Source organism: Streptomyces sp. BJ20, from assembly GCF_022869105.1.
Lineage (GTDB): Bacteria > Actinomycetota > Actinomycetes > Streptomycetales > Streptomycetaceae > Streptomyces > Streptomyces griseoincarnatus.
In genome coordinates this window covers 4,656,686-4,680,155 of sequence record NZ_CP094918.1, presented here as the reverse complement: position 1 = coordinate 4,680,155, position 23,470 = coordinate 4,656,686, and the positions used below count along the sequence as shown (strand labels likewise).

Annotated in this window: 24 protein-coding genes; 12 read left to right on the top strand and 12 right to left on the bottom strand. The window is 73.0% G+C overall.

Annotation, left to right across the window (positions count from 1 at the left end):
• Nucleotides 1-19 precede the first annotated feature (19 nt).
• Entirely contained in the window at nt 20-1,732 is a 1,713-nt protein-coding gene (locus tag MTR79_RS21060) for a cation acetate symporter (protein ID WP_086700809.1), read from the top strand.
• Entirely contained in the window at nt 1,729-2,934 is a 1,206-nt protein-coding gene (locus tag MTR79_RS21055) for a histidine kinase (RefSeq protein ID WP_086700811.1), read from the top strand. Before MTR79_RS21060 ends, MTR79_RS21055 begins: the two co-directional genes overlap by 4 nt.
• Nucleotides 2,935-2,954: 20 nt before the next feature.
• Here MTR79_RS21055 and MTR79_RS21050 read toward each other — a convergent pair whose 3' ends face one another.
• The 5 genes from MTR79_RS21050 to MTR79_RS21030 all read right to left on the bottom strand — a co-directional run bounded on the left by MTR79_RS21050 (nt 2,955) and on the right by MTR79_RS21030 (nt 7,504).
• Nucleotides 2,955-3,131 carry a hypothetical protein gene (locus tag MTR79_RS21050; protein WP_026243795.1) on the bottom strand — a complete coding sequence of 59 codons (177 nt, stop codon included), beginning with the start codon at nt 3,129-3,131 and terminating at the stop codon, nt 2,955-2,957.
• 74 nt (nt 3,132-3,205) lie between these two features.
• Entirely contained in the window at nt 3,206-4,159 is a 954-nt protein-coding gene (locus tag MTR79_RS21045; protein WP_086700812.1) for a cytochrome c oxidase assembly protein, read from the bottom strand.
• Between the two features lie 128 nt (nt 4,160-4,287).
• On the bottom strand, nt 4,288-5,313 hold the full coding sequence (locus tag MTR79_RS21040; RefSeq protein WP_189364069.1) for a 6-phosphofructokinase: 1,026 nt from the start codon (nt 5,311-5,313) through the stop codon (nt 4,288-4,290).
• 199 nt (nt 5,314-5,512) lie between these two features.
• A complete protein-coding gene (locus tag MTR79_RS21035; protein WP_048456358.1) occupies nt 5,513-6,241 on the bottom strand; it encodes a glutamine amidotransferase in 729 nt (242 codons plus the stop codon).
• 24 nt (nt 6,242-6,265) lie between these two features.
• Entirely contained in the window at nt 6,266-7,504 is a 1,239-nt protein-coding gene (locus MTR79_RS21030) for a MurT ligase domain-containing protein (protein WP_019524724.1), read from the bottom strand.
• Nucleotides 7,505-7,651: 147 nt separating this feature from the next.
• On the opposite strand from MTR79_RS21030, the gene def reads away from it, so the two are divergent.
• Nucleotides 7,652-8,197: a peptide deformylase gene (def, locus tag MTR79_RS21025; protein WP_189364068.1), complete on the top strand. Its 546-nt coding sequence runs from the start codon at nt 7,652-7,654 to the stop codon at nt 8,195-8,197.
• A 19-nt stretch (nt 8,198-8,216) separates the two neighbouring features.
• Here the strand turns inward: def and MTR79_RS21020 are convergent, their stop codons facing one another.
• Entirely contained in the window at nt 8,217-8,858 is a 642-nt protein-coding gene (locus MTR79_RS21020) for a TetR family transcriptional regulator (RefSeq protein ID WP_048456360.1), read from the bottom strand.
• Between the two features lie 171 nt (nt 8,859-9,029).
• Here MTR79_RS21020 and MTR79_RS21015 point away from each other — a divergent pair, with 171 nt between their 5' ends.
• Both MTR79_RS21015 and MTR79_RS21010 read left to right on the top strand, forming a co-directional pair.
• A complete protein-coding gene (locus MTR79_RS21015; RefSeq protein WP_086700817.1) occupies nt 9,030-10,256 on the top strand; it encodes an acyl-CoA dehydrogenase family protein in 1,227 nt (408 codons plus the stop codon).
• Nucleotides 10,257-10,346: 90 nt separating this feature from the next.
• Nucleotides 10,347-11,009 carry a transcriptional regulator gene (locus MTR79_RS21010; RefSeq protein ID WP_189364067.1) on the top strand — a complete coding sequence of 221 codons (663 nt, stop codon included), beginning with the start codon at nt 10,347-10,349 and terminating at the stop codon, nt 11,007-11,009.
• Nucleotides 11,010-11,013: 4 nt separating this feature from the next.
• Here MTR79_RS21010 and MTR79_RS21005 read toward each other — a convergent pair whose 3' ends face one another.
• The 5 genes from MTR79_RS21005 to MTR79_RS20985 form a co-directional block, all read right to left on the bottom strand.
• Complete coding sequence (locus MTR79_RS21005; protein WP_026243794.1) at nt 11,014-11,250, bottom strand: DUF6213 family protein; 237 nt, start codon at nt 11,248-11,250, stop codon at nt 11,014-11,016.
• Nucleotides 11,251-11,275: 25 nt separating this feature from the next.
• Nucleotides 11,276-12,661, bottom strand: a complete 1,386-nt coding sequence (locus MTR79_RS21000) for an NADP-dependent succinic semialdehyde dehydrogenase (RefSeq protein WP_122212848.1) — start codon at nt 12,659-12,661, stop codon at nt 11,276-11,278.
• Between the two features lie 77 nt (nt 12,662-12,738).
• Entirely contained in the window at nt 12,739-13,203 is a 465-nt protein-coding gene (locus MTR79_RS20995; protein ID WP_086700820.1) for an NUDIX domain-containing protein, read from the bottom strand.
• The gene (locus MTR79_RS20990) at nt 13,200-14,738 is read right to left on the bottom strand and encodes an ATP-dependent DNA ligase (protein WP_189364066.1); all 1,539 of its coding nucleotides are present in this window, start codon (nt 14,736-14,738) and stop codon (nt 13,200-13,202) included. The genes MTR79_RS20995 and MTR79_RS20990 overlap by 4 nt, the downstream gene beginning before the upstream one ends.
• Nucleotides 14,739-14,863: 125 nt before the next feature.
• Nucleotides 14,864-15,811, bottom strand: a complete 948-nt coding sequence (locus MTR79_RS20985; RefSeq protein WP_244791763.1) for an NAD(P)/FAD-dependent oxidoreductase — start codon at nt 15,809-15,811, stop codon at nt 14,864-14,866.
• Nucleotides 15,812-15,890: 79 nt separating this feature from the next.
• Between MTR79_RS20985 and MTR79_RS20980 the strand changes: the two genes are divergently transcribed.
• From MTR79_RS20980 to MTR79_RS20950, 7 genes are all read left to right on the top strand, one after another.
• Nucleotides 15,891-16,466, top strand: coding sequence for an XRE family transcriptional regulator (locus tag MTR79_RS20980; RefSeq protein WP_086700824.1), 576 nt, complete (start codon nt 15,891-15,893; stop codon nt 16,464-16,466).
• A 118-nt stretch (nt 16,467-16,584) separates the two neighbouring features.
• Nucleotides 16,585-17,562, top strand: a complete 978-nt coding sequence (locus MTR79_RS20975; RefSeq protein ID WP_189364065.1) for an NADPH:quinone oxidoreductase family protein — start codon at nt 16,585-16,587, stop codon at nt 17,560-17,562.
• Nucleotides 17,559-18,740: an acyl-CoA dehydrogenase family protein gene (locus tag MTR79_RS20970; RefSeq protein ID WP_244791761.1), complete on the top strand. Its 1,182-nt coding sequence runs from the start codon at nt 17,559-17,561 to the stop codon at nt 18,738-18,740. The genes MTR79_RS20975 and MTR79_RS20970 overlap by 4 nt, the downstream gene beginning before the upstream one ends.
• Nucleotides 18,737-19,813, top strand: coding sequence for an acyl-CoA dehydrogenase family protein (locus MTR79_RS20965; protein ID WP_244791760.1), 1,077 nt, complete (start codon nt 18,737-18,739; stop codon nt 19,811-19,813). Before MTR79_RS20970 ends, MTR79_RS20965 begins: the two co-directional genes overlap by 4 nt.
• 169 nt (nt 19,814-19,982) lie before the next feature.
• The gene (locus MTR79_RS20960; RefSeq protein WP_244791758.1) at nt 19,983-20,846 is read left to right on the top strand and encodes a phosphatidylinositol-specific phospholipase C/glycerophosphodiester phosphodiesterase family protein; all 864 of its coding nucleotides are present in this window, start codon (nt 19,983-19,985) and stop codon (nt 20,844-20,846) included.
• Between the two features lie 102 nt (nt 20,847-20,948).
• The gene (locus MTR79_RS20955) at nt 20,949-21,143 is read left to right on the top strand and encodes a hypothetical protein (RefSeq protein WP_006135180.1); all 195 of its coding nucleotides are present in this window, start codon (nt 20,949-20,951) and stop codon (nt 21,141-21,143) included.
• A 186-nt stretch (nt 21,144-21,329) separates the two neighbouring features.
• A complete protein-coding gene (locus MTR79_RS20950; RefSeq protein WP_244791756.1) occupies nt 21,330-22,136 on the top strand; it encodes an MBL fold metallo-hydrolase in 807 nt (268 codons plus the stop codon).
• A 46-nt stretch (nt 22,137-22,182) separates the two neighbouring features.
• Here MTR79_RS20950 and MTR79_RS20945 read toward each other — a convergent pair whose 3' ends face one another.
• Entirely contained in the window at nt 22,183-23,391 is a 1,209-nt protein-coding gene (locus MTR79_RS20945; RefSeq protein WP_244791754.1) for an ROK family transcriptional regulator, read from the bottom strand.
• Between the last annotated feature and the right edge of the window lie 79 nt (nt 23,392-23,470).

Here is a 23,470-nt window from a genome sequence, read left to right as displayed (position 1 = left end):
CCCCGGGAACCGCACCACCGTGAACACCGCCTACGCCGTCACCGCCGTCGCGCTCGTCGCCGTCGCGACCGTCCTCGTCGGCGCCTTCGGCCTGCGCATATCCCGCACCACCTCCGACTTCTACGTCGCCTCCCGCACCGTCGGCCCCCGCCTCAACGCGGCCGCCATCAGCGGCGAGTACCTCTCCGCCGCCTCCTTCCTCGGCATCGCCGGACTCGTCCTGGTCCAGGGCCCCGACATGCTCTGGTACCCGGTCGGCTACACCGCCGGCTACCTGGTGCTGCTGCTCTTCGTCGCCGCGCCCCTGCGCCGCTCCGGCGCCTACACGCTGCCCGACTTCGCCGAGGCCCGGCTCTCCTCGCACGTGGTACGGCGGCTCGCCGGCACCCTCGTCGTCGGCGTCGGCTGGCTCTACCTGCTGCCCCAGCTCCAAGGCGCCGGACTCACCCTCACCGTGCTCACCGGCGCGCCCGACTGGCTCGGCGCGGTGATCGTCGCCGCCGTCGTCACGGTGATAGTGGCCGCCGGCGGCATGCGCAGCATCACCTTCGTCCAGGCGTTCCAGTACTGGCTCAAGCTCACCGCCCTGCTGGTGCCCGCCCTCTTCCTGGTGATCGCCTGGCAGAGCGACGGCGCGCCCAGCCACGCCTTCGACGAGCCCGCCGAATTCCGCGAACAGCGCGTGGTGCGCGTCGACGACACCGTCGACCTGCGCCTGACCGCACCGCTCACCGTCACCGTGGACGGCGCAGTCGACGGCCGGGAACACGAGGACGCGGAGGTCAGCCTCCCCGCCGGCACGCACCGCATCGACGGCGGCACCCGCCTCACCTTCGCCGAGGGCGCCGAGGTGCCCGCCACCGGCAACGGCGCCGACGACGCCCTGTCGCCCTCCCGCGCCGAGAGCCGCGCGGAACGCCCGCTGTACGCCACGTACGGGCTGATCCTCGCCACCTTCTTCGGCACCATGGGCCTGCCGCACGTGGTGGTGCGCTTCTACACCAGTCCGCACGGCGTGGCCGCCCGCCGCACCACCGTCGCCGTCCTCGGCCTGATCGGCGCCTTCTACCTGCTGCCGCCCGTCTACGGAGCCCTCGGCCGCCTCTACGCACCCGACCTCACCCTCACCGGGGACGCGGACGCCGCCGTGCTGCTGCTGCCCGGACGGATGATCGGAGGCACCGGCGGCGACCTGCTGGGGGCGCTGGTCGCCGGGGGAGCCTTCGCCGCGTTCCTGTCCACCGCCTCCGGACTCACCATGGCCGTGGCCGGGGTGCTCACCCAGGACGTGCTGCCCTCCCGCGGCGTGCGCCACTTCCGCCTCGGCACCGTGCTCGCCATGGCCGTCCCGCTGGCGGCGAGCATCCTGGTCGGCGGGCTGCCCGTGGCCGACGCCGTGGGCCTCGCCTTCGCCGTGTCCGCGTCCTCGTTCTGCCCGCTGCTGGTCCTCGGGATCTGGTGGCGGCGGCTCACCCCGCCGGGCGCGGCCGCCGGGATGCTCGTCGGCGGCGGCTCCGCGTTCCTCGCCGTGGCCGCCACCATGGCCGGTTACCCGGGCGCCGGACCGTGGCACGCGCTGCTCGCCTGGCCCGCCCTCTGGTCGGTGCCGCTCGGCTTCCTCACCATGGTGCTGGTCTCTCTCGCCACGCCCGGCCGGGTGCCGCCCGGCACGGCCGCGGTACTGGCCCGCTTCCACCTGCCGGAAGAGCTGCGTACGGAGGTGCCCGCATGAGCGGTTTCCTCGCCGGTCTGCTCGTCGCCGTGCTGCCCTTGCTGGCCGCCGGCTTCTGGCTGGGCCGGCGCACGGCACGGCCCGCGAGCCTCGCCGGGCTCGGCACCCCCGTCGAGCACGCCACCTTCGAGACCCTGCACACCGCCTCGCTGGCCACGCCCCCGCTGCGCGCCGGGCTCACCGAGGAGACCGCCCGCAAGGCGGCCCGCAAGCTGCGCTCGCTGCTCGGCACGGACGCCCTGTGCCTCTCCGACCGGGAGCAGGTCCTCGTCTGGGACGGCGTCGGCGCCCACCACCGCACCGAGATCATGGAGCGCCTCACCGGCCCCCTGGACACCGGCCGCGGCGAGGCCTTCCCGTTGACCTGCGACACCCCCGACTGCACCGTCCGCTGGGCGGTGGTCGCCCCGCTCACCGTCGACGACCGGGTGCACGGCGCGCTCGTCGCCTGCGCGCCCCGCGAGTCCGCGGTGCTGGTCAGGGCCGCGGGCGAGGTGGCCCGCTGGGTCTCCGTCCAGCTGGAGCTGGCCGACCTGGACCAGTCCCGCACCCGGCTGATCGAGGCGGAGATCCGCGCCCTGCGCGCGCAGATCTCCCCCCACTTCATCTTCAACTCGCTCGCCGTGATCGCGTCCTTCGTGCGCACCGACCCCGAGCGCGCCCGTGAGCTGCTGCTGGAGTTCGCCGACTTCACCCGCTACTCGTTCCGCCGGCACGGCGACTTCACCACCCTCGCCGACGAGCTGCACGCCATCGACCACTACCTGGCGCTGGTGCGGGCGCGCTTCGGCGACCGGCTCTCCGTCACCCTCCAGATCGCCCCAGAGGTGCTGCCGGTCGCGCTGCCCTTCCTGTGCCTCCAGCCGCTGGTGGAGAACGCCGTGAAGCACGGTCTGGAGGGCAAGGCCGACAAGTGCCACATCCAGATCACCGCGCAGGACGCGGGCGCCGAGGCGCTCGTGGTCATCGAGGACGACGGCGCCGGCATGGACCCCGCGCTGCTGCGCCGCATCCTCGCCCGCGAGGTCAGCCCCACCGGCGGCATCGGCCTGTCCAACGTCGACGACCGCCTCCGCCAGGTCTACGGCGACGACCACGGGCTGGTCATCGAGACGGCCGCGGGCGCGGGCATGAAGATCACCGTCCGGCTGCCGAAGTACCAGCCGGGCGTCCACCTGGCGCGGCGGCTCGCCCCGCGGTGAGCCGCGTGCGCGCGTGCCGGTCAGCCGTTGCTGGTCGCGACCATCCCCAGGGTGAGCAGGCCCAGGACGACCCAGATGAACCACAGCCAGCCGTTGCTGCCGAGCGCCACCGTGTACGCCGTCACGGCGACCAGGCCGCCGACGGTGAGCACGCCCATGGTCTTCGTCGAGGTGGAACCGTTCGTGGTACCGGGCATCGCGACACCTTCCTCAGGTCCGTTCCCTCCATGGTGCCCCGGTTTCCAGAAAGGAGGCGGGTTCGGGACGGGTCCTAGCTGCCGCGTGCGTTCAGGGAGGCCAGGTAGGCGTTGTACGCCTCCAGCTCCTTGTCGCCGTCCCGGTCGGCGGCGCGGTCCTGGCGGCGGGCCTGCCGCTGGTCCGAGGCGTACCACTGGAACAGCAGCGCGATCAGCACCAGCACCGACGGGACCTCGCTGAACGCCCAGGCGATGCCGCCGGCCGCGTTCTGGTCGGACAGGGCGTCGATGCCCAGCGACGCGGGCGGGTCCTGGAAGGTCGTGACCATGGGGGTGGAGGCCATCATCAGCGCGATGCCGAAGAACGCGTGGAACGGCATGCCCGCGAACAGCTCCAGCATCCGCATCAGGTGACCCGGCCGGTGCGGACCCGGGTCGACGCCCATGATCGGCCAGAAGAAGACCAGGCCCACGGCGAGGAAGTGCACCATCATCGCCGCGTGCCCGACCGCCGACCCCATCAGGAAGTCGAACAGCGGGGTGAAGTACAGGGCGTACAGGCTCGCGATGAACATCGGGATGGTGAACAGCGGGTGCGTCACGACCCGCATGTAGCGGCTGTGCAGCAGCATCAGCAGCAGCTCGCGCGGCCCCTTGGTGCCGCGCACGGACGCCGGGGGCAGCGCCCGCAGCGCCAGGGTGATCGGGGCGCCGAGCAGGATCAGGATCGGCGACACCATGCTGATGACCATGTGCTGCACCATGTGCACGCTGAACATCACCATGCCGTAGTCGTTCAGCGCGGTGCACATCACCAGCCCGATGCTCAGCACACCGGTGACGAACGCGACCGTCCGCCCCACCGGCCACTTGTCACCGCGCCGGAGCAGCCGGGCCACGCCCCAGCCGTACAGCGCGAGCGCCAGCAGGCAGGCGACGAGGAAGAACGGGTCCGCCGACCAGGCGAGCCCTCGGCCCAGCGTGAACGGCGGCAGATCCATGGTCATGCCGTGCCCGCTGTGATCCATCCGCCGGCTCCATTTTCGTCCAGGTTGTACGCAATCGGTCCGCACCAGACTAGAACCGCCCCCGGCGACGTCCGTCACCGGGGGCGGTCTGTGCGGCCGGTCCATGAGGACGGGCGGCGGCGGAGAGGTCAGAGCACGCACTCCGCCTCGGCGTACCGGTCCTCGGGCACCGTCTTCAGCGTCTCGACGGCCTCTGCCAGCGACACCGTCACGATGTCGGTGCCGCGCAGCGCCGTCATCCGCCCGAAGTCGCCGCGGTGCACGGCCTCCACCGCGTGCCAGCCGAACCGGGTGGCCAGCACCCGGTCGTACGCGGTGGGCGTGCCGCCGCGCTGCACGTGGCCGAGGATCACCGGGCGGGCCTCCTTGCCGAGCCGCTCCTCCAGCTCCAGGGAGAGCTGCCGGGCGATGCCCGCGAACCGCTCGTGCCCGTAGACGTCCTTGCCGCCCTCGTCGAAGTCCATGGTCCCGGCCTTCGGCTTGGCGCCCTCCGCCGCGACGACGATGGCGAACCGCTTCCCGGCCGAGAACCGCTCGCCGACCTTCGCGGTCAGCTCGTCGATGTCGAAGGGCCGCTCGGGCACCACGATGGCGTGTGCGCCGGCCGCCATGCCGGAATGCAGTGCGATCCATCCGGTGTGGCGGCCCATGACCTCCACGATCAGCACGCGCTGGTGCGACTCGGCGGTGGTCTTCAGCCGGTCCAGCGCCTCGGTGGCCACGCCGACGGCCGTGTCGAACCCGAAGGTGACGTCCGTGACGGCGATGTCGTTGTCGATGGTCTTCGGCACGCCGACTATCGGCAGACCGTTGTCGGACAGCAGCCGGGCCGCCTTGAGGGTGCCCTCACCGCCGATGGGGATGATCGCGTCGAGACCGAGCTCCTCGACATGGCCCCGGGCCCGCTCCACACCGTCCCGCAGATGCCCGGGACGCACCCGGGAGGAACCGAGGATGGTGCCGCCGCGGGCGAGGATGCCGCTCACCGCGTCGAGGTCGAGCTTGAGGTAGTCGCACTCCAGGAGGCCCTTCCACCCGTCGCGGAAGCCGATGACCTCGTCGCCGTGGTCGACGACGGCGCGGTGCACGACGGACCGGATGACGGCGTTCAGGCCGGGGCAGTCGCCGCCGGACGTGAGGACACCAATGCGCATAGCCCGAAACAACCTTCTCGAAGTGGGCCGGGACCGGACCGCGCTGTCCGGCTCGATCCCCGCCACCCTAGCCGTTTCGGGGGGAGATGCCGCATCCCGCGTCCGCCTGCTGGACGACGCCGCTCACCTGTGCGGAGGAGGCGTCAGACGGGCCGTGCCAGGCCCCTCCGACGCCTCCTCGGCGGTGTCGTCCCGGCGCTTACGCGGGCTGCTGGGCGGCGGCGATGCGCTCGTCGCGCAGGGCCTCGTACCAGCGGTCGTCGGTCGGCGGCAGTGCGTTGACGTCCAGCGCCAGCTTCAGCAGAAGGTCCGCGATCTGCGGGTTGCGCGCCAGCACCGGACCGTGCATGTACGTGCCGAACACGGTGTCGTTGTACGCGCCCTCGGTGCCGTCCCCGGTGCCGTTGCCGTTGCCGAAACGCACCTGTGCGAACGGGCGTGCCGTGGGGCCCAGGTGGGTGATGCCCTGGTGGTTCTCGAACCCGGTGAGCGGGGGCAGGCCCAGCTGCGGGTTGATGTCCGCGAGGACGTCGCCCACGCAGCGCGCGCCCTCGCCGCGCACCGACACCACGTCGAGCAGGCCGAGGCCGGGCTCGCGCTGGCCGAGGTCGTTGATGAACTCGTGGCCGAGGATCTGGTAGCCGGCGCAGACCGAGAAGACGATCGCGCCGTTCCCCACGGCCCGGTGCAGCCCGCCGTCGCGGCGCAGCCGCTCGGCGGCCAGCCGCTGCGGGCGGTCCTCGCCGCCGCCGATCAGGTAGATGTCGCCGGAGGTCGGGATCGGCTGGTCGCTGCGCACGTCGAGCCGCGCCACGTCCAGGCCGCGCTGCCGCGCCCGGCGCTCGACGACGAGGACGTTGCCCTGGTCGCCGTAGGTGCTGAGCAGGTCCGGGTAGATCCAGACGACCCGCAGCTGGTTGTCGCTCACTTCAAGTCCCCTGAGGTGTCGTGGTCAGTTGCCGACGCGGCGGCGCAGGTCCTGGAACGCGGTGTAGTTGGCGATGACCTCGATCCGGCCCGGCGGCGACATCTGGACCGCCTGGTCGAGGTTCTCGCACACCTGGAACTGCTGGTTGGCGACCTCGAGGCGTACCGCCAGGTCCAGCTTCCGGTCGCCGATGACGCAGATCGGGTGGCCGGTGAGCCGGGTGTAGTCGACGTCCCACAGCCAGGACGTGTCGGTCCCGTCGGCGGAGCGGGCGTTCACCGACAGGATCACCGGGGTCGGCGGCGGGTCGATCAGCGAGAACGTCTCCAGCCAGCCCGCGGGGTTCTTCGCGAGCAGCAGCCGCAGGTCACGGCCCTGGAACTGGACGACGTCGTAGCGGCCGGCCACGGCCTGCACCTGGTACATGCGCTCGAGGGCCACCTGGGGCGGCACCCCGAAGACGGCGGCGACGGCCGCGGAGGACGCGGCGTTGGCCTTGTTGGCGCGGCCCGGCAGCTGGAGGTGGATCGGCCAGGCGGAGCCGTGCGGGTCGAGCACGTGGTCGCCGGAGAGCGCCCAGCTCGGGGTGGGGCGGCGGAAGCCGCACTCGCCGCAGAACCAGTCGTCGCCGGGGCGCTGCATCACGCCGCCGCACGACGGACAGGACCAGGCGTCGTCCTTCCACATCTGGCCGGCGGCCACCCAGATCACGTTGGGGGAGGACGACGCGGCCCACACCACCAGCGGGTCGTCGGCGTTGGCCACGATCACGGCCTTGGAGCCGGCCAGGCCCTCGCGCCAGGCCTCCGCGAGCATGCGGGTCTCCGCGGCGCGGTCGAGCTGGTCGCGGGAGAGGTTGAGCAGGGCGATGCACTTGGGCTCGGTGGCCTGCGCGACGCCCACCAGGTACTTCTCGTCGACCTCGATGACGCCGTAGCGGGCGTCCTCGCCGGCCGCGAGGGCCGAGGTGATGCCGGCCGGCATGTTGGCGCCCAGCGCGTTGGAGACGACCGGGCCGGCCGCCTTGAGCGCCTCGGCGATGAGCCGGGTGGTGGTGGTCTTGCCGTTGGTCGCCGAGACGAGGGTCACGTCCAGGTGCGCGGCGAGCCGGTGGAGAAGCTCGGGGTCGAGTTTCAGGGCCACCCGGCCGCCGATCACCGAACCGCTGCCGCGCCCTGCGGCGCGGGATGCCGCTGCGACCGCCTTGCCCGCGGTCACGGCCAGCTTGGCCCGCGGCGTGAGCGGGTCCGAGTTGCCTGCCATCAGTTCTCGATCCTCCTTGCGTACGCGCCGCGTCTGTGCCTGACGGCCACGTGGTGTGGACTCAGCCTATCGAGATCCATTCGCCCTCCAGTACCGCGGCTCCGTCGTGAGACAGGGCGGGGATACAAGGACCGTACCCTTGCGGCCATGCGACACGGCTCTCTGCCCGGCGTCCACGGACGCGTACGGCCCCTCACCCTGCTCGGAGACCCCGTCCTGCACACGCCGTGCGGGGAGGTCGCCGACTTCGGTCCGGAACTGGCGGATCTGGTGGAGGACTTGTTCGCGACCATGTACGCGGCCGAGGGAGTGGGGCTGGCCGCGAACCAGATCGGCGTGCCGCTGCGGGTGTTCGTCTTCGACTGCCCCGACGACGAGGACGTACGGCACCTCGGGCACGTGGTGAACCCGCGGCCGGTGGTCACGGACGGGGTGGTGGTGCGCGGACCCGAGGGCTGTCTGTCGCTGCCCGGCCTGGAGGCGGGGACGGAGCGGTACGACCACGCGGTGGTCGAGGGCTTCACGGTGACCGGGGAGCCGGTCACCGTGCACGGCACCGGTTTCTTCGCCCGCTGCCTCCAGCACGAGAGCGACCACCTGGACGGCACGGTCTACGCCGACCGCCTCGACGGCCGCCGGCACCGCAAGCTGATGCGCCGGGTCGCGCGCGCCTCCTGGCGCCGCCCCGCCTGAGCCCGGCGCAGGTCCGGGGTCAGAAGCCCGGGCCGCCCACCTTGTCGCCGGCCGCGGCCAGCCGGCCCCACAGCAGGTCGGCCAGGCTGCGCACCAACTCGGCGCGGCCGCAGGGGCGTTCGCCGAGCCACCAGTCACCGGCGGCGTGCATCATGCCGACGATGCCGTGGCCCCACACCCGGGCCAGCTGGTGGCTGCCGGGGCCGAGGTCGAGGCGGTCCTCGATCACCTGGGCCAGCTCCTCGCCCATCCGGCGCAGCAGCGGCGCCGAGTGCTTGCCCACGTCGAAGCCCTGCTCGCTCGGCGAGCCCTCCGCCGGGTGCATCAGGAAGCGGTAGACCTGGGGTCGCGCCTCGATCGCCGCCAGGTAGGTGTCCAGCGTGGCCTCGACCCGCTCCCGCCGCTCCGCGGGAGCGTCCAGCGCGGCCCGCAGGGAGTCCAGCAGGGCGTCGGTGTGGCGCTGGGCGAGGGCGGCGTAGAGTCCTCCCTTGTCGCCGAAGTGCCGGTAGAGGATGGGTTTGGTGATGCCGGCCTCCGCGGCGATGGCGTTCATCGAGGCCCCGGGGCCGTCACGCAGCACCACTCGGTCGGCGGCCTCCAGCAGCTCGCGCCGGCGTCGGTCGGCGGACCGCTGCTGCTCGGTCCGCTGTGTGGTGTCCATGAGCTCTCCCCACCCGTGCTGAATCGGTGACGCCTGCGCAAACTAACACTGATCACGGCCCCGACATCGAACGGGATGCCGACCTGCCTGGGGAGTTGACTTTTCCTACTTGCCGGTAACAGACTGGGGTTACCGCAAGTAACACGCACGTGCGCCGCCGCTGGAGGGGTCATGGCCGAGTTCACCATGGAGCTCAACGACGAGCAGAAGGAGGTGCGGGACTGGCTGCACGGCTTCGCCGCCGACGTCATCCGCCCCGCCGCCGCCGAATGGGACGAGCGTGAGGAGACCCCCTGGCCGGTGATCCAGGAGGCGGCCAAGGTCGGCATCTACTCCCTGGACTTCTACGCCCAGCAGTACTTCGACGCAACCGGTCTCGGCATCCCCATGGCGATGGAGGAGCTGTTCTGGGGCGACGCGGGCATCGCGCTGTCGATCGTCGGCACCGGCCTCGCCGCCGTCGGCGTCCTCGCCAACGGCACCGAGGAGCAGATCGGCACCTGGATCCCCCAGATGTACGGCGACGTGAACGACGTGAAGGTCGCGGCCTTCTGCTCCTCCGAGCCCGACGCCGGCTCCGACGTGGCGTCGATGCGCACCCGCGCGGTGTACGACGAGGCCAAGGACGAGTGGGTCATCAACGGCACCAAGACCTGGGCGACCAACGGCGGCATCGCCAACGTCCACGTGGTGGTCGCGGTCGTCGACCCCGAGCTCGGCTCCAAGGGCCACGCGTCCTTCATCATCCCGCCGGACACCCCGGGCCTGTCCCAGGGCCAGAAGTTCCAGAAGCACGGCATCCGCGCCTCGCACACCGCCGAGGTCGTCCTCGACGACGTGCGCGTCCCCGGCTCCTGTCTGCTCGGCGGCAAGGAGAAGCTCGACGAGCGTCTCGCCCGCGCCCGTGAGAAGGCCAGGAAGGGCGGCGAGCGCGTGAAGAACGCCGCCATGGCCACCTTCGAGGCCTCCCGCCCGGCCGTCGGCGCCATGGCCGTGGGTACCGCCCGCGCCGCGTACGAGGTCGCCCTCGACTACGCCATGACGCGTGAGCAGTTCGGCCGTCCGATCATCGACAACCAGGGCGTCGCCTTCCAGCTCGCCGACATGCGCACCCAGATCGACGCCGCCCGCCTGCTGGTGTGGCGCGCCTCCTGGATGGGGGTCAACGGCAAGCCGTTCACGGCGGCCGAGGGCTCGATGTCGAAGCTGTTCGCCAGCGAGACCGCCAAGAAGGTCACCGCCCAGGCCATCCAGATCCTCGGCGGCAACGGCTACACCCGCGAGTACCCGGTCGAGCGGATGCACCGCGACGCCGCGATCTACACCATCTTCGAGGGCACCAGCGAGATCCAGCGCCTGGTGATCGCCCGCACCCTCTCGGGCATGCCCATCCGCTGACCCACCCGTGCGGGGGCGGTCCGGTGCGCCGGGTTGCCCCCGCACGGCGTCCGGGCCAACCTCGGGGTGACCGACGCCTCGGAGGACGCGATGACACGCACGGCCCGGGACCTGCTGCGGACGATCACCGCGGAGCTCGCCCCCGACCCGCGCTCCAACCCCCTGGTGCCGCTGATCGCCGCCGGCGAGGCGGACCGGGAGATCCTGGCCGTCCTGGCCCTGGAACAGCTGCGGGTCATCCCCGCGGACCGCCGCGCCTTCCTCCAGCTGGCCGTGCGGTCCTCGGCCGAACCGGAGGCCGACGCCTTCTTCACCGCCCTGGCCGAGGGCGAGGCGATCGCCCAGCAGCGGCTGCCGGCCTTCGCCGCGGCCTGCGGCGTCGAGGAGGCCCGCGCCGCCGCCTACACCCCGATGCCGGGCTGCCAGGCCTACCCGGCCTACGTCGCCTGGCTGGCCCTCAACGCCGCCCCGGCCGACGCCGTGCTCGCCGTCACCGCCAACTTCTCCGCCTGGGGCGGCTACTGCGCCACCATCGCCGCCGCGTTGCGCACCCACTACGGCTTCGACGACGAGGCCTGCGCCTTCTTCGACCTCTTCGCCGGACCGGCCGAGCACCTGGACCGCACCGCCGAGCGCGCCGTCCAGGCGGCCCTGGACGCCGGCCGCCTGGACGAGAGCCGCGCCCGCGCCTACGGACACCTGCTGCAGAGCTACGAAGCGCTGTTCTGGCGGACCCTCGAGCGGCCGGCCTGACGCCTCACGGCGTGGTGCCGCTGCTGTGCGCGATGCACGCCACGTCGATGCGGTCGGCGAGTTTCGCGAGTTCGATCGTCAGCGCGGCGACCGTGTCCTCGTCCAGCCCGCCCTCGCCGGACTCGACGAGCCGGACCCACCGGCCGCCGACCGTGCGCAGCAGCTTGCTGACGTCGGCGGCCGCCACCTGAAGGGTGCCGCGGTCGTCGACGATCAGAGGCAGTGTCACTTCGCGGTTCACAGTCGGGATCGTAGTCGTGCGGGCGTCACGCGCCGTGCCAAACCGTGGTGATGTTGCAGAACTCGCGGATTCCGTGCCCGGACAGCTCACGCCCGTAACCCGACCGCTTGACCCCGCCGAAGGGCAGCGCGGGATGGGACGCCGTCATGCCGTTGACGTACACGCCGCCCGCCTCGAGATCCCGGACGAACCGGTCGATCTCCGCCTCGTCACGCGTCCACACGTTCGAACTCAGTCCGAACAGGGTGTCGTTGGCGATGAGCACCGCCTCGTCCAGATCGTCCGCCCGGTACAGCGTGGCGACCGGGCCGAACGCCTCCTCCCGGTGGATGCGCATCTCCCGGTCGATCCCGGCCAGCACGGTCGGCGGGTAGAACCAGCCCGGCCCGTCGGGGCGTTCGCCACCGCACAGCACCGTGGCGCCGGCCCGTACGGCGTCGTCGACCAGCTCCTCCAGGTCCTGGCGGCCCTGTTCGCTGGAGAGCGGGCCGACGTCGGTGTCCTCGTCCATCGGATCGCCGACCTTCAGGGCCTTCATGCCGGCGACGAACCGCTCGGCGAAGGCGTCGTAGACGTCCGTGTGCACGATGAACCGCTTGGCGGCGATGCAGGACTGGCCCGCGTTCTGCACCCGGGCCGTCACCGCGACCTCGGCGGCCCGGTCCAGGTCGGCCGAAGGCATCACCACGAACGGGTCGCTGCCGCCCAGCTCCAGCACCGTCTTCTTGATCATCTCGCCGCACGTCGAGGCCACCGCCCGGCCGGCCGGCTCGCTGCCGGTGAGGGTGGCCGCCTTGATCCGCTCGTCCCGCAGCAGGTCGTCGACGGCGGCGGAGCCGATCAGCAGGGTCTGGAAGCAGCCCTCGGTGAAGCCCGCCCGGTGGAACAGGTCCTCCAGGTACAGGGCGGTCTGCGGCACGTTCGACGCGTGCTTGAGCAGCCCGACGTTGCCCGCCATCAGGGCGGGGGCGGCGAACCGCACCACCTGCCACAGCGGGAAGTTCCACGGCATCACCGCGAGCACCGGTCCCAGCGGCCGGTACCGCACCAGGGCCCGGGAGGCGCCGGAGTCCTTCACGTCGGACGCGGCGGGCTCCTCGTCGGCGAGCAGCTCGGCCGCGTGGTCGGCGTACCAGTGCATCGCCTTGGCGCACTTCGCGGCCTCCGCGCGGGCCTGCGTGACCGGCTTGCCCATCTCCGTGGTGATCACCTTGCCGATGGCGTCCCGGTCCTCGTCGAGGATCTCGGCGGCGTGGTGCAGCAGACGGGACCGCTCCTCGAAGGTCGTCGTCCGGTACGTGCGGAAGGTGGCCTCCGCGAGCTGGAGCCGGCGTTCCAGTTCGTCCTCGTCCATGGGGTGGTACGTCTTGACGGTCTCGCCGTTCGCCGGGTTCACCGTGGCGATGTGCATCACTGGCCTCCATGGGACGCGCTGTGCTCCGACGACCTTCCCGCGCTCCGACGGGCGCCGCAACGCGGGAGGGTCTCTCAGAGCGAGTGCTCCGTCAGGCGGTCCAGAAACGCGGCCTGCGCCGACACGATCAGCTCGCGGGCCCGCTCCAGCGGGAACCAGGCGACCCGGTCCAGCTCCGGGAACTCCCGCGTCCGCCCCGACCGGGGCGGCCACTCCATGGTGAACGTGCCGGGCACGACGGACGACGGGTCCAGGTCGCCCTCCACCGCCCACGCCGTGACCACCTTGCCGCCCGACTGGCGGACCTCCCCGAGCGGCACCGCCTCACCCTCCGGAGGAGGCAGCCCCAGCTCCTCCTCGAACTCGCGGCGCGCGGCGGCCCAGGCGGGCTCGTCGGGGTCGTACTCGCCCTTCGGCACGGTCCACGCCCCGGCGTCCCGGCGCGCGAAGAACGGGCCGCCCATGTGGCCCAGCAGCACCTCGACGCCCTCCCCGGTGCGCCGGAACAGCAGCAGGCCAGCGCTCCGGGCCGTCGTCACTGCCGTACCTCCGGGTGGGCGGCGAGCACGGTCTCGACCGTGTCCGCCTCCTCCGGCCGCTTGTCCTCGCGGTAGCGGACGACCCGGGCGAAGCGCAGGGTGACGCCCGCCGGGTAACGGCTGGAGCGCTGCAGGCCGTCGTAGGCGATCTCCACGACGAGTTCGGGGCGCACGGTCACCGTGTAGCCGCTCTCATCGAGGGCGATCTCCCGCAGCCGTCCGGTCTGCCATTCCAGCATCGCGTCGGTCATGCCCTTGAAGGTCTTGCCGAGCATCGCGAACCCGCCGTCGGCGGTGCGGGCGCCCAGGTGCAGGTTGGACAGCTTGCCGGTGCGCCGGCCGTGGCCCCACTCGGCGGCCAGCACCACCAGGTCCAGCGTGTGCACCGGCTTGACCTTCAGCCAGGACGCGCCGCGCCGCCCCGCGCTGTACGGGGCCTGAAGGCCCTTCACCACGACGCCCTCGTGGCCGCGCTCCAGCGTCTCGGCGAGGAACCGTTCCGCCGCCTCCAGGTCGTCGGGGCCTTTCACCAGCGCGCGCCGCACCCGCATCGGCTCCGGCACCAGCCGGGCCAGCTCGGCGTGCCGCTCGGCGAACGGCAGGTCCAGCAGGTCCCGGCCGTCCACCGACAGCGCGTCGAAGAACACGGGGGAGACCGGCGTCTCCCGGGCGGCCGTCGCCACGTCCACCCGTGACCCGACGCGCCCGGCCGTCTCCTGGAAGGACCGCGGGCGCCCCGTGCCGTCGAAGGAGATCACCTCGCCGTCGAGGATGAACCGCCGCACGTCCAGCCCCCGCGCCGCCTCGGTCACCTCGGGCAGCCGGTCCGTGATGTCGTCCAGGGTGCGGGTGTGGACCCGCACGGTGTCGCCGTCGCGGTGCACCTGGACGCGAATGCCGTCGAGCTTCTCCTCGACCGCGCAGACGCCCAGCTTCCCGACCGCCTCCGCCACCGAGGAGGCGCTGTGCGCGAGCATCGGCTGCACCGGACGCCCGACGGTCAGCCGGAACCGCTCCAGCGCCTGAGGCCCGTCCGCCAGCAGCGCCCCGGCGACCGGCTGGAGCGACCCGGCGAGCATCACCGCCCGCCGTACGTCCGCCGAGGCGGCGCCGGTCGCCTGGGCCAGTCCCTCCACCGCCACCGCGTCCAGGGCGCCCTGGCGCACCTCGCCGGTCAGCAGCCCCCGCAGGAAACGCTGCTCCGCCTCGGTGGACGCGCCGAGCAGCTCGCCGACCAGACGTGCCCGCTCGGCCTGCGAGCCCGGCCCGGACACCTTCGCGAGCCGGGTGAGCAGCGCGTCCACCTCGCGCACGGTGAGGGACGGCTCGGCGGCGGGCGTCACCGGATCGCCCAGCACCTTCCAGCCGACCCCGATCCGCCCCTGCGGCAGCCGGCCCGCCAGGTACGGGATGACGACCGGGACGTCGTCCGGCTCGGCCTCCCGGAACAGCTCGGCGAGCAGGGCGGTCTTCCGCGACCGCGCCGAGGTGGCGGCCACCTCCTGGGACACCTGGGCCAGCCGGGACAGCAACATGCAGTCATCGTGCTACGAAGGGGTGCCTTCTACACCTCCGGATGCGTTCCGGGCCGGTCCGGCCCGCCTTCTGGACCGGTCCGGCCCGCCTTCCGGGCCGGGTGGTCCCGCGCCGGGCCGGGTGATCAGGCGCCGAGCGCCGCGTCCAGGTCCGCCATCCGCAGGTCACCGACGATCGCCGTCGCCGCGCGGTAGCCGCCGCTCGCCGCGTGCACCACCTGCTCGGTGAACCCGATCGCGTTGCCCGCCGCCCACACGCCCGGCACGCTGGTCAGCCCGTTCGGGTCGACCACCGGGTACGTCCCGAACGGCGTCTCGTCCATCTCCGCGCCCAGCCGCTCCAGAAGTCCCGTCTGCGGCACCGGGCGCGGCGCGACGAACACCACCGACCGGGAGTGCACGGCCCCGTCGGCCATCCGTACGCCGGTCAGCCGGTCGTCCTCGACCACCAGACCGGCGACCTCGCCCGGCACCACGTCCACGCCCGCCGCGGCCAGCCGGCGCAGGTCCAGGTCGGACAGCTCCTCCTCGGCGACCCGGTGCAGGAAGAACGTGACGTCCTTCGACCACCGGGACACCATCAGCGCCTGGTGGACGCCCGCCGGGCTCGACGCCAGCACCCCGAAGGGTTCGTCGCGCACCTCCCAGCCGTGGCAGAACGGGCAGTGCAGCACGTCCCGCCCGAACCGCTCGGCGACCCCGGGGACGTCGGGCATCTCGTCCTTGAGCCCTGTCGCGACGACGATCCGCCGGGCGCGCACACCGCCGCCCCGCTCCAGCGCCACCGTGAAGTCCTCGCCCCTGGCCACGTCCGTCACCCGGTCCCGGACCAGCTCCACGCCGTAGCGCGCGATCTCCTCCCGGCCGAGCGCCAGGAACTCCGCCGGCGGCATCCCGTCCCGGCTCAGATAGCCCTGCATGTGCGCCGACGGCGCGTTGCGCGGCTCGCCCGCGTCGACCACCAGCGTGCGGTGCCGGGCCCGCCCCAGCACCAGCGCGGCGGACAGCCCCGCCGCTCCGCCGCCCACCACGACCACGTCGTAACGGCTGTCGGTCAGGTTCTGCTCGGTCATCGTGACCACCTCCACCGCCGACGGTCGCTCCGGCACCCGCACATTGACAAACAAGTTTGCCGAACCTGCAATTGTCCGCATGGTGACGGACGACGTTCTCGCGGAAGTGGGCCCCCGGCTGCGCCGGATCCGGAAGGACCGGGAGGTGACGCTCGCGGCGCTGGCGGAGGCGACCGGCATCTCGGTGAGCACCCTGTCCCGGCTGGAGTCCGGGCAGCGCAAACCCGGCCTGGACCTGCTGCTGCCCATCGCGCAGGCCCATCAGGTGTCGCTGGACGAGCTGGTCGGCGCGCCCCCGGTGGGTGACCCTCGGGTGCGCTCCCGGCCGATCGTGCACGGCGGGCGCACCCACTGGCCGCTCACCCGGCAGCCCGGCGGCCTCCAGGCGTACAAGGTGCTCGAACCGCAGCGGAGGCTGGAGCCGGAACCGCGCACGCACGAGGGTTACGAGTGGCTGTACATCCTCTCCGGGAAGCTGCGGCTGGTGCTGGGCGACCACGACGTGGTGCTGACGGCCGGCGAGGCGGCCGAGTTCGACACGCGCGTGCCCCACTGGTTCGGGTCGACGGGGGAGGGGCCGGTGGAGTTCCTCAGCCTCTTCGGGCCGCAAGGGGAGCGGATGCATGTGCGGGCGCGGCCGAAGAGCAAGGAGTGAGACGTTCCCCGCGTTTCACGGTGGAGGGCGCGGGACGGTTCCCTTGAGGCAAGCGACCGCTTAGTATGCGGAGACCCGGTCAGCGAAGACGACGTTCACCGTCCCGTGGAGGCCCCGCATGCAGGCATGGCAAGTGCACGAACTCGGCGAGCCGGGCGAGGTGATGCGTCTCGCGGACGTCGAGCGGCCGACCCCCGGCGAGGGGCAGGTGCTGCTCCGGGTGCGCGCCGCCGACATCAACTTCCCGGACGCCCTGATGTGCCGGGGCCAGTACCAGGTGCGGCCGCCGCTGCCGTTCACGCCGGGCGTGGAGATCTGCGGCGAGACCGAGGACGGCCGCCGCGTGATCGCCAACCCGGCCCTGCCGCACGGCGGTTTCGCCGAGTACGCCCTCGCGGACGCCGCGGCTCTGCTCCCCGCGCCGGACACGCTGGACGACGCCGAGGCCGCCGCCCTGCACATCGGCTACCAGACGGCCTGGTTCGCCCTGCACCGGCGGGCCCGACTGGAGGCGGGCGAGACCCTGCTCGTGCACGCCGCCGCGGGCGGGGTGGGCAGCGCCGCCGTGCAGCTCGGCAAGGCGGCCGGCGCCACCGTCATCGGCGTGGCGGGCGGCGCCGACAAGGCCGCCGTGGCCCGCGACCTGGGCTGTGACGTGGTGATCGACCGCCGCGAACAGGACGTCGTCGCCGCGGTCAAGGAGGCCACCGGCGGACGCGGCGCCGACGTGATCTTCGACCCGGTCGGCGGAGACGCGTACACCCAGTCCGCCAGGACCGTCGCCTTCGAGGGCCGCATCGTGATCGTGGGCTTCGCGAGCGGGACCATCCCGAGCCCGGGCCTCAACCACGCCCTGATCAAGAACTACGCGATCCTCGGCCTGCACTGGGGCCTCTACAACACCAGGAACCCCGAGCTGGTCAGGCACTGCCACGAACAGCTCACCGGCCTCGCCGCCAAGGGCGCGATCAAGCCACTGGTGAGCGAGCGCGTGCCGCTCGCAGGGGCCGCCGACGCCGTGCAGCGGGTCGCCGACGGCGTCACCACGGGCCGCGTCACCGTGCTGCCGTCCCTGGAGAACGGAGCCGCCGCATGACCGACGCCGACGAACTGCGCCGCCGCACCCGGGAGTTGCTGGCCGCGCACCCGCCCGCCGACACCGAGCGCCTCGACTTCCTGCGCGCCCGCTTCGACGCCGGACTCGCCTGGGTGCACTTCCCCGAAGGACTCGGCGGGCTCGGCCTGCCGCGCTCCCTCCAGGTCGTCGTCGACGCCGAACTGACGGTCGCGGGTGCCCCCGACAACGACCCGCGCCGCATCGGCATCGGCCTGGGCATGGCCGCCCCGACGATCCTCCAGTACGGCACCGAGGAGCAGAAGGCGCGCTTCCTGCGGCCGCTGTGGACCGGGGAGGAGGTCTGGTGCCAGCTCTTCAGCGAGCCCGGCGCCGGCTCCGACCTGGCGGCGCTCGGCACGCGCGCCGTCCGTGAGGGCGACGACTGGGTGGTCAACGGGCAGAAGGTGTGGACGTCCAGCGCCCACGTCGCCCGCTGGGCCATCCTCATCGCCCGCACCGACCCGGACGTGCCCAAGCACCGAGGCATCACCTACTTCGTGTGCGACATGACCGACCCCGGCGTCGAGGTGCGGCCGCTGCGTCAGATCACCGGCGAGGCCGAGTTCAACGAGGTGTTCCTCACGGACGTCCGCATCCCCGACAGCCGCCGCCTCGGCGAGGTCGGCGACGGCTGGCGGGTCGCCCAGACCACCCTGAACAACGAGCGCGTCGCCATCGGCGGCAGGCGGCTGCCCCGCGAGGGCGGCATGATCGGCCCGGTCGCCGGAACCTGGCGCGAACGCCCCGACCTGCGCACGCACGACCTGCACCAGCGGCTGATGAAGCTGTGGGTCGAGGCGGAGGTCGCCCGGCTCACCGGCGAACGCCTGAGCCAGCAGCTCGTCGCCGGACAGCCCGGACCCGAGGGCGCCGGCATGAAGCTCGCCTTCGCCCGCCTCAACCAGGAGATCAGCGGCCTGGAGGTGGAACTGCGCGGCGAGGAAGGGCTGTTGTACGACGACTGGACCATGCGCCGCCCGGAGCTGGTCGACTTCACCGGCCGTGACGCCGGCTACCGCTATCTGCGCTCCAAGGGCAACAGCATCGAGGGCGGGACCAGCGAGGTCCTGCTGAACATCGTCGCCGAGCGGGTCCTGGGCCTGCCCGCCGAGCCGCGCACCGACAAGGACGTCGCCTGGAAGGACCTCGCCCGATGAGCGATCTTCTGTACTCGGAGGAGGAAGAGGCGCTCCGCGCCGCCGTCCGGGACCTGCTCACCGACCACTGCGACACGACGTCCGTGCTCGCCCGCGCCGAGTCGGACGCCCCGCACGACCTGGCCGCCTGGAAGGCACTCGCCGACGGCATGGGCCTCGCCGGGCTGCTGGTCCCCGAGGCCCGGGGCGGACAGGGCGCGACGCACCGCGAGGCGGCCGTCGTCCTGGAGGAACTGGGGCGTGCGGTCGCCCCCGTGCCGTATCTGACCAGCGCCGTCGTCGCCACGGAGGCGCTGCTGAACTGCGCGGACGGCGAAGGCCCGCTCGCGGACCTGGCGTCCGGACGCGTGATCGGCGCGCTCGCCGTCGGCCTGCACACCGCCCCCGGCGCCGCGTACGCCACCGTCCGCGCGGACGGTGGCGCACTGCACGGCGAGCTGACCGGCATCGCGGACGCCGCCGTCGCCGACGTCCTGCTCGTGCCGGCGGACGACGGCGGGCTGTACGCGGTGACGCCCGACGAGGTCACCGTCACCCCGCAGACGTCCCTCGACCTCACCCGGCCCCTCGCCCGCGTCACCCTCGACGCCGCTCCGGGCCGCCGCGTCGGCGACGCGGAGCCCGCCGTACGCCGCGCCCTGCAGGCCGGGGCCGGGCTGCTCGCCTCGGAGCAACTCGGCGTCGCCGAGTGGGCGTTGACCGAAACCGTGCGGTATCTGAAGGACCGCAAGCAGTTCAACCGCCCCGTAGGCGGGTTCCAGGCGATCAAGCACCGGCTCGCGCAACTGTGGCTGGAGGTCGTCAACCTCCGCGCCGCCGCACGGGCCGCCGCCGACGCGCTCGCGACCGGCGAGGACACGGACGTGTCGGTCACCGTCGCCCAGGCCTACGCGGCCCCCGTCGCCGTCCGCGCCGCCGAGGAGGCCCTGCAACTGCACGCGGGCATCGGCATGACGTGGGAACACCCGGTACACCTGCGCCTCAAGCGAGCCAAGGCCGACTCGATCGCCTACGGCACGGCGGGCGCCCACCGGGAGGCGCTGGCGGAGCTGGTGGATCTGCGGGCGCCCTGACAGGTGTTCAGCAGGCGGCCCGTCCTCCCCCTCCCGGGGTGGACGGGCCGCAGTTCGTGGATGAACGGCCGACGGCGAACCGGCCAACTCCTCGCACGTCCCTGCTCTCCGCGTGCCACGGGACCCCATACTCGCGGGGACCCCGTACGGCACTTCAGGGAGGCAGAGCATGGCCCTCACCACCCGTCGCGGAGCCCTCACCGCCCTCGGCGTCGCCCTCGCGAGCCCTCTCGCCCTTCCCGCAGGGCAGGCCCTCGCCGGCCACCACCCGCACCGCCCCCGCCCGTTGTGGCGCGCACACGCCCACAACGACTACGAGCACCCCCGCCCGCTGTTCGACGCCCTCGACCACCGCTTCGGCAGCGTCGAGGCGGACATCTACCTCGTCGGCGGACAGCTCCTCGTCGCCCACGACCCCGAGGACCTCGACCCCGCCCGCACCCTGGAGTCGCTGTACCTGGACCCGCTCGCCGCCCGCGTCCGCGCCCACCGCGGCACGGTGTACCGCGGCGACCGCGGCTCGTTCCAGCTGCTGATCGACCTCAAGACCGAGGGCACGTCCACCTACGCGGAACTCGACCGCCGACTGCGCCGCTACAAGGGCCTGTTCACGACGTACTCCCACGGCAGGGTGTTCCCCGGACCGGTCACCGCCGTCGTCTCCGGCGACCGCGCCGCCCGCGCGCCCATGGAGGCCCAGCGCGTCCGTCACGCCTTCTACGACGGCCGCCTCACCGACCTCGGCGGCCCGGCGCCGGCCTCCTTCGCGCCGCTCATCAGCGACAACTGGACGCTCCACTTCACCTGGCGGGGCGTCGGCGCGTTCCCCGGGGCGGAACGCCAGAAACTGCGCACGCTGGTGGACGCCGCCCACGCCCGAGGACAGCGGGTACGGTTCTGGGCCACCCCGGACGTGCCCGGTCCCGCGCGGGACGCGCTGTGGGGCGAACTGGTCGCGGCGGACGTCGACCACGTCAACACCGACGACCTCGCGGGCCTGGAAGCGTTCCTCGACGCCCACCGGACTGTGTGACACCACACGTTCGGCGGACAGGTCAGCCGCCCGGACGAACCCTCCGCTACGCCACACTTGCGGCCGAACGCCGCGAAACAGGTGCGGCGGAGGAGGTTGACGATGGCCATTTCCATCTCTGTGGTGCTGCTGCTCTCGGTCCTGGCGGTGATCTTCCTGCGCAACGGCGGGCTGAAGATCTCCCACGCCCTGGTCTGCCTGCTGCTGGGCTTCTACCTGGCCAGTACGAGCATCGCCCCCACGATCCACAGCGGTCTGACGGCCACGGCGGACATCGTCAGCAGCCTGCGGCCGTGAGAGCGGGCACCCTCACGGCCGGGGTGGAGGTGGGCGGACGCGGTGCTTCCACCGACTCCGGTGTTGATGTGCGTCTGGCCCTCTGGCAGGGTGACGCTGCGAACCGGCCAGGGAGTTCGACCCCGAGCAGGGCCGACGACGCGGTGCCGGTCACGACGCGGCCGCAGGCTTCGAACGGAGTCGCTCATGCTGAAGCAGGTCGCCGAGGGCGTACTGATCCACCGGAGTGAGCTGCTCGAGAACAACACCGTCGTCGTGCACGGCAGGGACGGCGTGCTCCTCGTGGACGCCGGGATCACCGGTGCCGAGATGACCTGCCTGGCCGCCGACCTCCGTGAGCTGGGCCGGCCCGTGGTGGCGGGCTTCTCGACGCACCCCGACTGGGATCATGTGCTCTGGCATGCCGGACTCGGCGAAGCGCCCCGTTACGGCACGGCCCGCTGCGCGGCCTTCCTGCGGGACGTGTTGTCGGAACGGGACTGGAAGGCCCGCGTCGCCGAGGGGCTGCCGCCGGAGATCGCCGAGGACACACCCCTGGCCCTGTACGGCCTCGTCACCGGTCTGCCCGCCGGCACCACGCGGCTTCCCTGGGACGGCCCCGGGGTGCGGATCATCGAGCACACGGCGCATGCCCCGGGCCACGCGGCGCTGTTGATCGAGGAACGCCGAGTTCTCGTCGCCGGGGACATGCTCTCCGACGTGTTCGTCCCCATGCTCGACGACACCGGCGACCCGATCGAGGACTACCTCGCCGGGCTGGGAGCGCTCGAGGGCGTGGCGGACGACGTCGACGTACTCGTCCCCGGACACGGATCCGTCGCCCGGGGCGAGGAGGTACGCGCGAGGATCGGACTGGATCGCGCGTACGTGGAGGACCTACGGGACGGCCGGGAGTGCGGCGACCCCCGGGTCGTGTCGCCCAAGCCCGGCTGGGAGTGGGCGAGCGGCATTCACGAAGGGCAGGTGCGAAGCCTCGCCCGCGGGGACGCCTGACCGGCGATCCGCCTGACGAGGTCGCCCAGAGGCGACTCCGTCGGCCTCAGCCGCGTTCCGCCACCGCCGCCGGGTCGTCCAGGACGCCCCGGACCACCCAGTGGGCCGCGCCCAGGAGCGGTCCCTCAGGGCCCAGGGCGGAGACGGAGACCGGGCAGGACGGGCCCGCCGTGCGGCGGGCCAGTTCCGAGCGGAGCGACGGAAGCAGCCAGGGCGACAGTCCCGACAGCGCGCCGCCCAGCACCACGTTCTCGGGGTCCAGGAGGTTGACCGCCCCCGTCAGGGCGATGCCCAGCGCCGTGCCCGCGTCGTGCAGGGCGCGTCGCACCGCGGCGTCACCCTGTTCGGCGCGGCCCGCGAGCAGGCCGACCCGGTCCTCGCCGGGTTCGAGGCCGGCCGCGCGCAGCACCGCCTCCTCGCCCGCGTACTGCTCCAGGCAGCCCCAGCCGCCGCAGGCGCAGGACGGGCCGTCGGGCCACACCGGGACGTGGCCCAGTTCGCCCGCGAACCCACGGTTGCCGTGCAGCACCCGCCCGTCCACGACGACCGCCGCACCGATGCCGATCTCGGCCGAGACGTGCAGGAAGTCGCGTGGGGTGTCCTCGCCGAGCCACAGTTCGGCGAGCGCGCCGAAGTTGGCCTCGTTGGCCACCGTCAGCGGCAGCTTCCCGGGGAGCAGCGAGCCGAGGTCCGTGTCGAGCCAGCCCAGGTTCGGGGCGCGGACGACGGTGCGGGCGTCGCGGGCCACCAGACCGGGCACGGCGACCGCGAGCCCGGCCGGCCACAGCCCTTCGTCCTCGGCCTCGGCCACGACCCGGTGGATCAGTCCGGTGAGTTCCCCGAGCACGGGCTCGGGCGAGCGGTCCCGGTTCGCCACATGCCGTACCGCCCGCGCCCGTACCTCCCCGCGCAGGTCGACCGCGCACACCGCGAGGTGGTCGACGCCCACCTCCGCGCCGATCCCGGCCGGGCCCCGCCCGCTGACCGCGAGGGCGGAACCGGGCCGGCCGACCCGCCCGGGCCGCTCCGGGCCGAGCTCCTCCAGCAGTCCCGCGCGGATGAGTTCGTCGACCAGCGTGGACACCGCCGCGCGGGTCAGCCCGATGCGGGAGGCGACGGCGGCCCGGGACAGCGGCCCCTCGTCCCGGACGGTGTGCATCACCCGTGACAGGTTGCGGCGGCGCATGCCCTGCTGGGTGTCGGGCAGGACGCGGCCCTGACCTGCCGGGCGGGCCTTGTGCAGCGGTGCGCTCATTCCTCCGTCAATCCTCGGTCGGGGGCCGTCCGCGCCCGGCGGACGTCCACGGCGGCCTTCGCGGGGCCGCCGTGGGGCG

What these genes read in the sequence shown, in the direction of transcription:
- MTR79_RS21055 (WP_086700811.1), top strand. Translation starts at nt 1,729, where the DNA reads ATGAGCGGTTTCCTCGCCGGTCTGCTCGTCGCCGTGCTGCCCTTGCTG.
- MTR79_RS21050 (WP_026243795.1), bottom strand. Translation starts at nt 3,131, where the DNA reads ATGCCCGGTACCACGAACGGTTCCACCTCGACGAAGACCATGGGCGTG.
- MTR79_RS21045 (WP_086700812.1), bottom strand. Translation starts at nt 4,159, where the DNA reads ATGGATCACAGCGGGCACGGCATGACCATGGATCTGCCGCCGTTCACG.
- MTR79_RS21040 (WP_189364069.1), bottom strand. Translation starts at nt 5,313, where the DNA reads ATGCGCATTGGTGTCCTCACGTCCGGCGGCGACTGCCCCGGCCTGAAC.
- MTR79_RS21030 (WP_019524724.1), bottom strand. Translation starts at nt 7,504, where the DNA reads ATGGCAGGCAACTCGGACCCGCTCACGCCGCGGGCCAAGCTGGCCGTG.
- def (WP_189364068.1), top strand. Translation starts at nt 7,652, where the DNA reads ATGCGACACGGCTCTCTGCCCGGCGTCCACGGACGCGTACGGCCCCTC.
- MTR79_RS21020 (WP_048456360.1), bottom strand. Translation starts at nt 8,858, where the DNA reads ATGGACACCACACAGCGGACCGAGCAGCAGCGGTCCGCCGACCGACGC.
- MTR79_RS21015 (WP_086700817.1), top strand. Translation starts at nt 9,030, where the DNA reads ATGGCCGAGTTCACCATGGAGCTCAACGACGAGCAGAAGGAGGTGCGG.
- MTR79_RS21010 (WP_189364067.1), top strand. Translation starts at nt 10,347, where the DNA reads ATGACACGCACGGCCCGGGACCTGCTGCGGACGATCACCGCGGAGCTC.
- MTR79_RS21000 (WP_122212848.1), bottom strand. Translation starts at nt 12,661, where the DNA reads ATGCACATCGCCACGGTGAACCCGGCGAACGGCGAGACCGTCAAGACG.
- MTR79_RS20990 (WP_189364066.1), bottom strand. Translation starts at nt 14,738, where the DNA reads ATGTTGCTGTCCCGGCTGGCCCAGGTGTCCCAGGAGGTGGCCGCCACC.
- MTR79_RS20985 (WP_244791763.1), bottom strand. Translation starts at nt 15,811, where the DNA reads ATGACCGAGCAGAACCTGACCGACAGCCGTTACGACGTGGTCGTGGTG.
- MTR79_RS20980 (WP_086700824.1), top strand. Translation starts at nt 15,891, where the DNA reads ATGGTGACGGACGACGTTCTCGCGGAAGTGGGCCCCCGGCTGCGCCGG.
- MTR79_RS20975 (WP_189364065.1), top strand. Translation starts at nt 16,585, where the DNA reads ATGCAGGCATGGCAAGTGCACGAACTCGGCGAGCCGGGCGAGGTGATG.
- MTR79_RS20970 (WP_244791761.1), top strand. Translation starts at nt 17,559, where the DNA reads ATGACCGACGCCGACGAACTGCGCCGCCGCACCCGGGAGTTGCTGGCC.
- MTR79_RS20965 (WP_244791760.1), top strand. Translation starts at nt 18,737, where the DNA reads ATGAGCGATCTTCTGTACTCGGAGGAGGAAGAGGCGCTCCGCGCCGCC.
- MTR79_RS20960 (WP_244791758.1), top strand. Translation starts at nt 19,983, where the DNA reads ATGGCCCTCACCACCCGTCGCGGAGCCCTCACCGCCCTCGGCGTCGCC.
- MTR79_RS20955 (WP_006135180.1), top strand. Translation starts at nt 20,949, where the DNA reads ATGGCCATTTCCATCTCTGTGGTGCTGCTGCTCTCGGTCCTGGCGGTG.
- MTR79_RS20950 (WP_244791756.1), top strand. Translation starts at nt 21,330, where the DNA reads ATGCTGAAGCAGGTCGCCGAGGGCGTACTGATCCACCGGAGTGAGCTG.
- MTR79_RS20945 (WP_244791754.1), bottom strand. Translation starts at nt 23,391, where the DNA reads ATGAGCGCACCGCTGCACAAGGCCCGCCCGGCAGGTCAGGGCCGCGTC.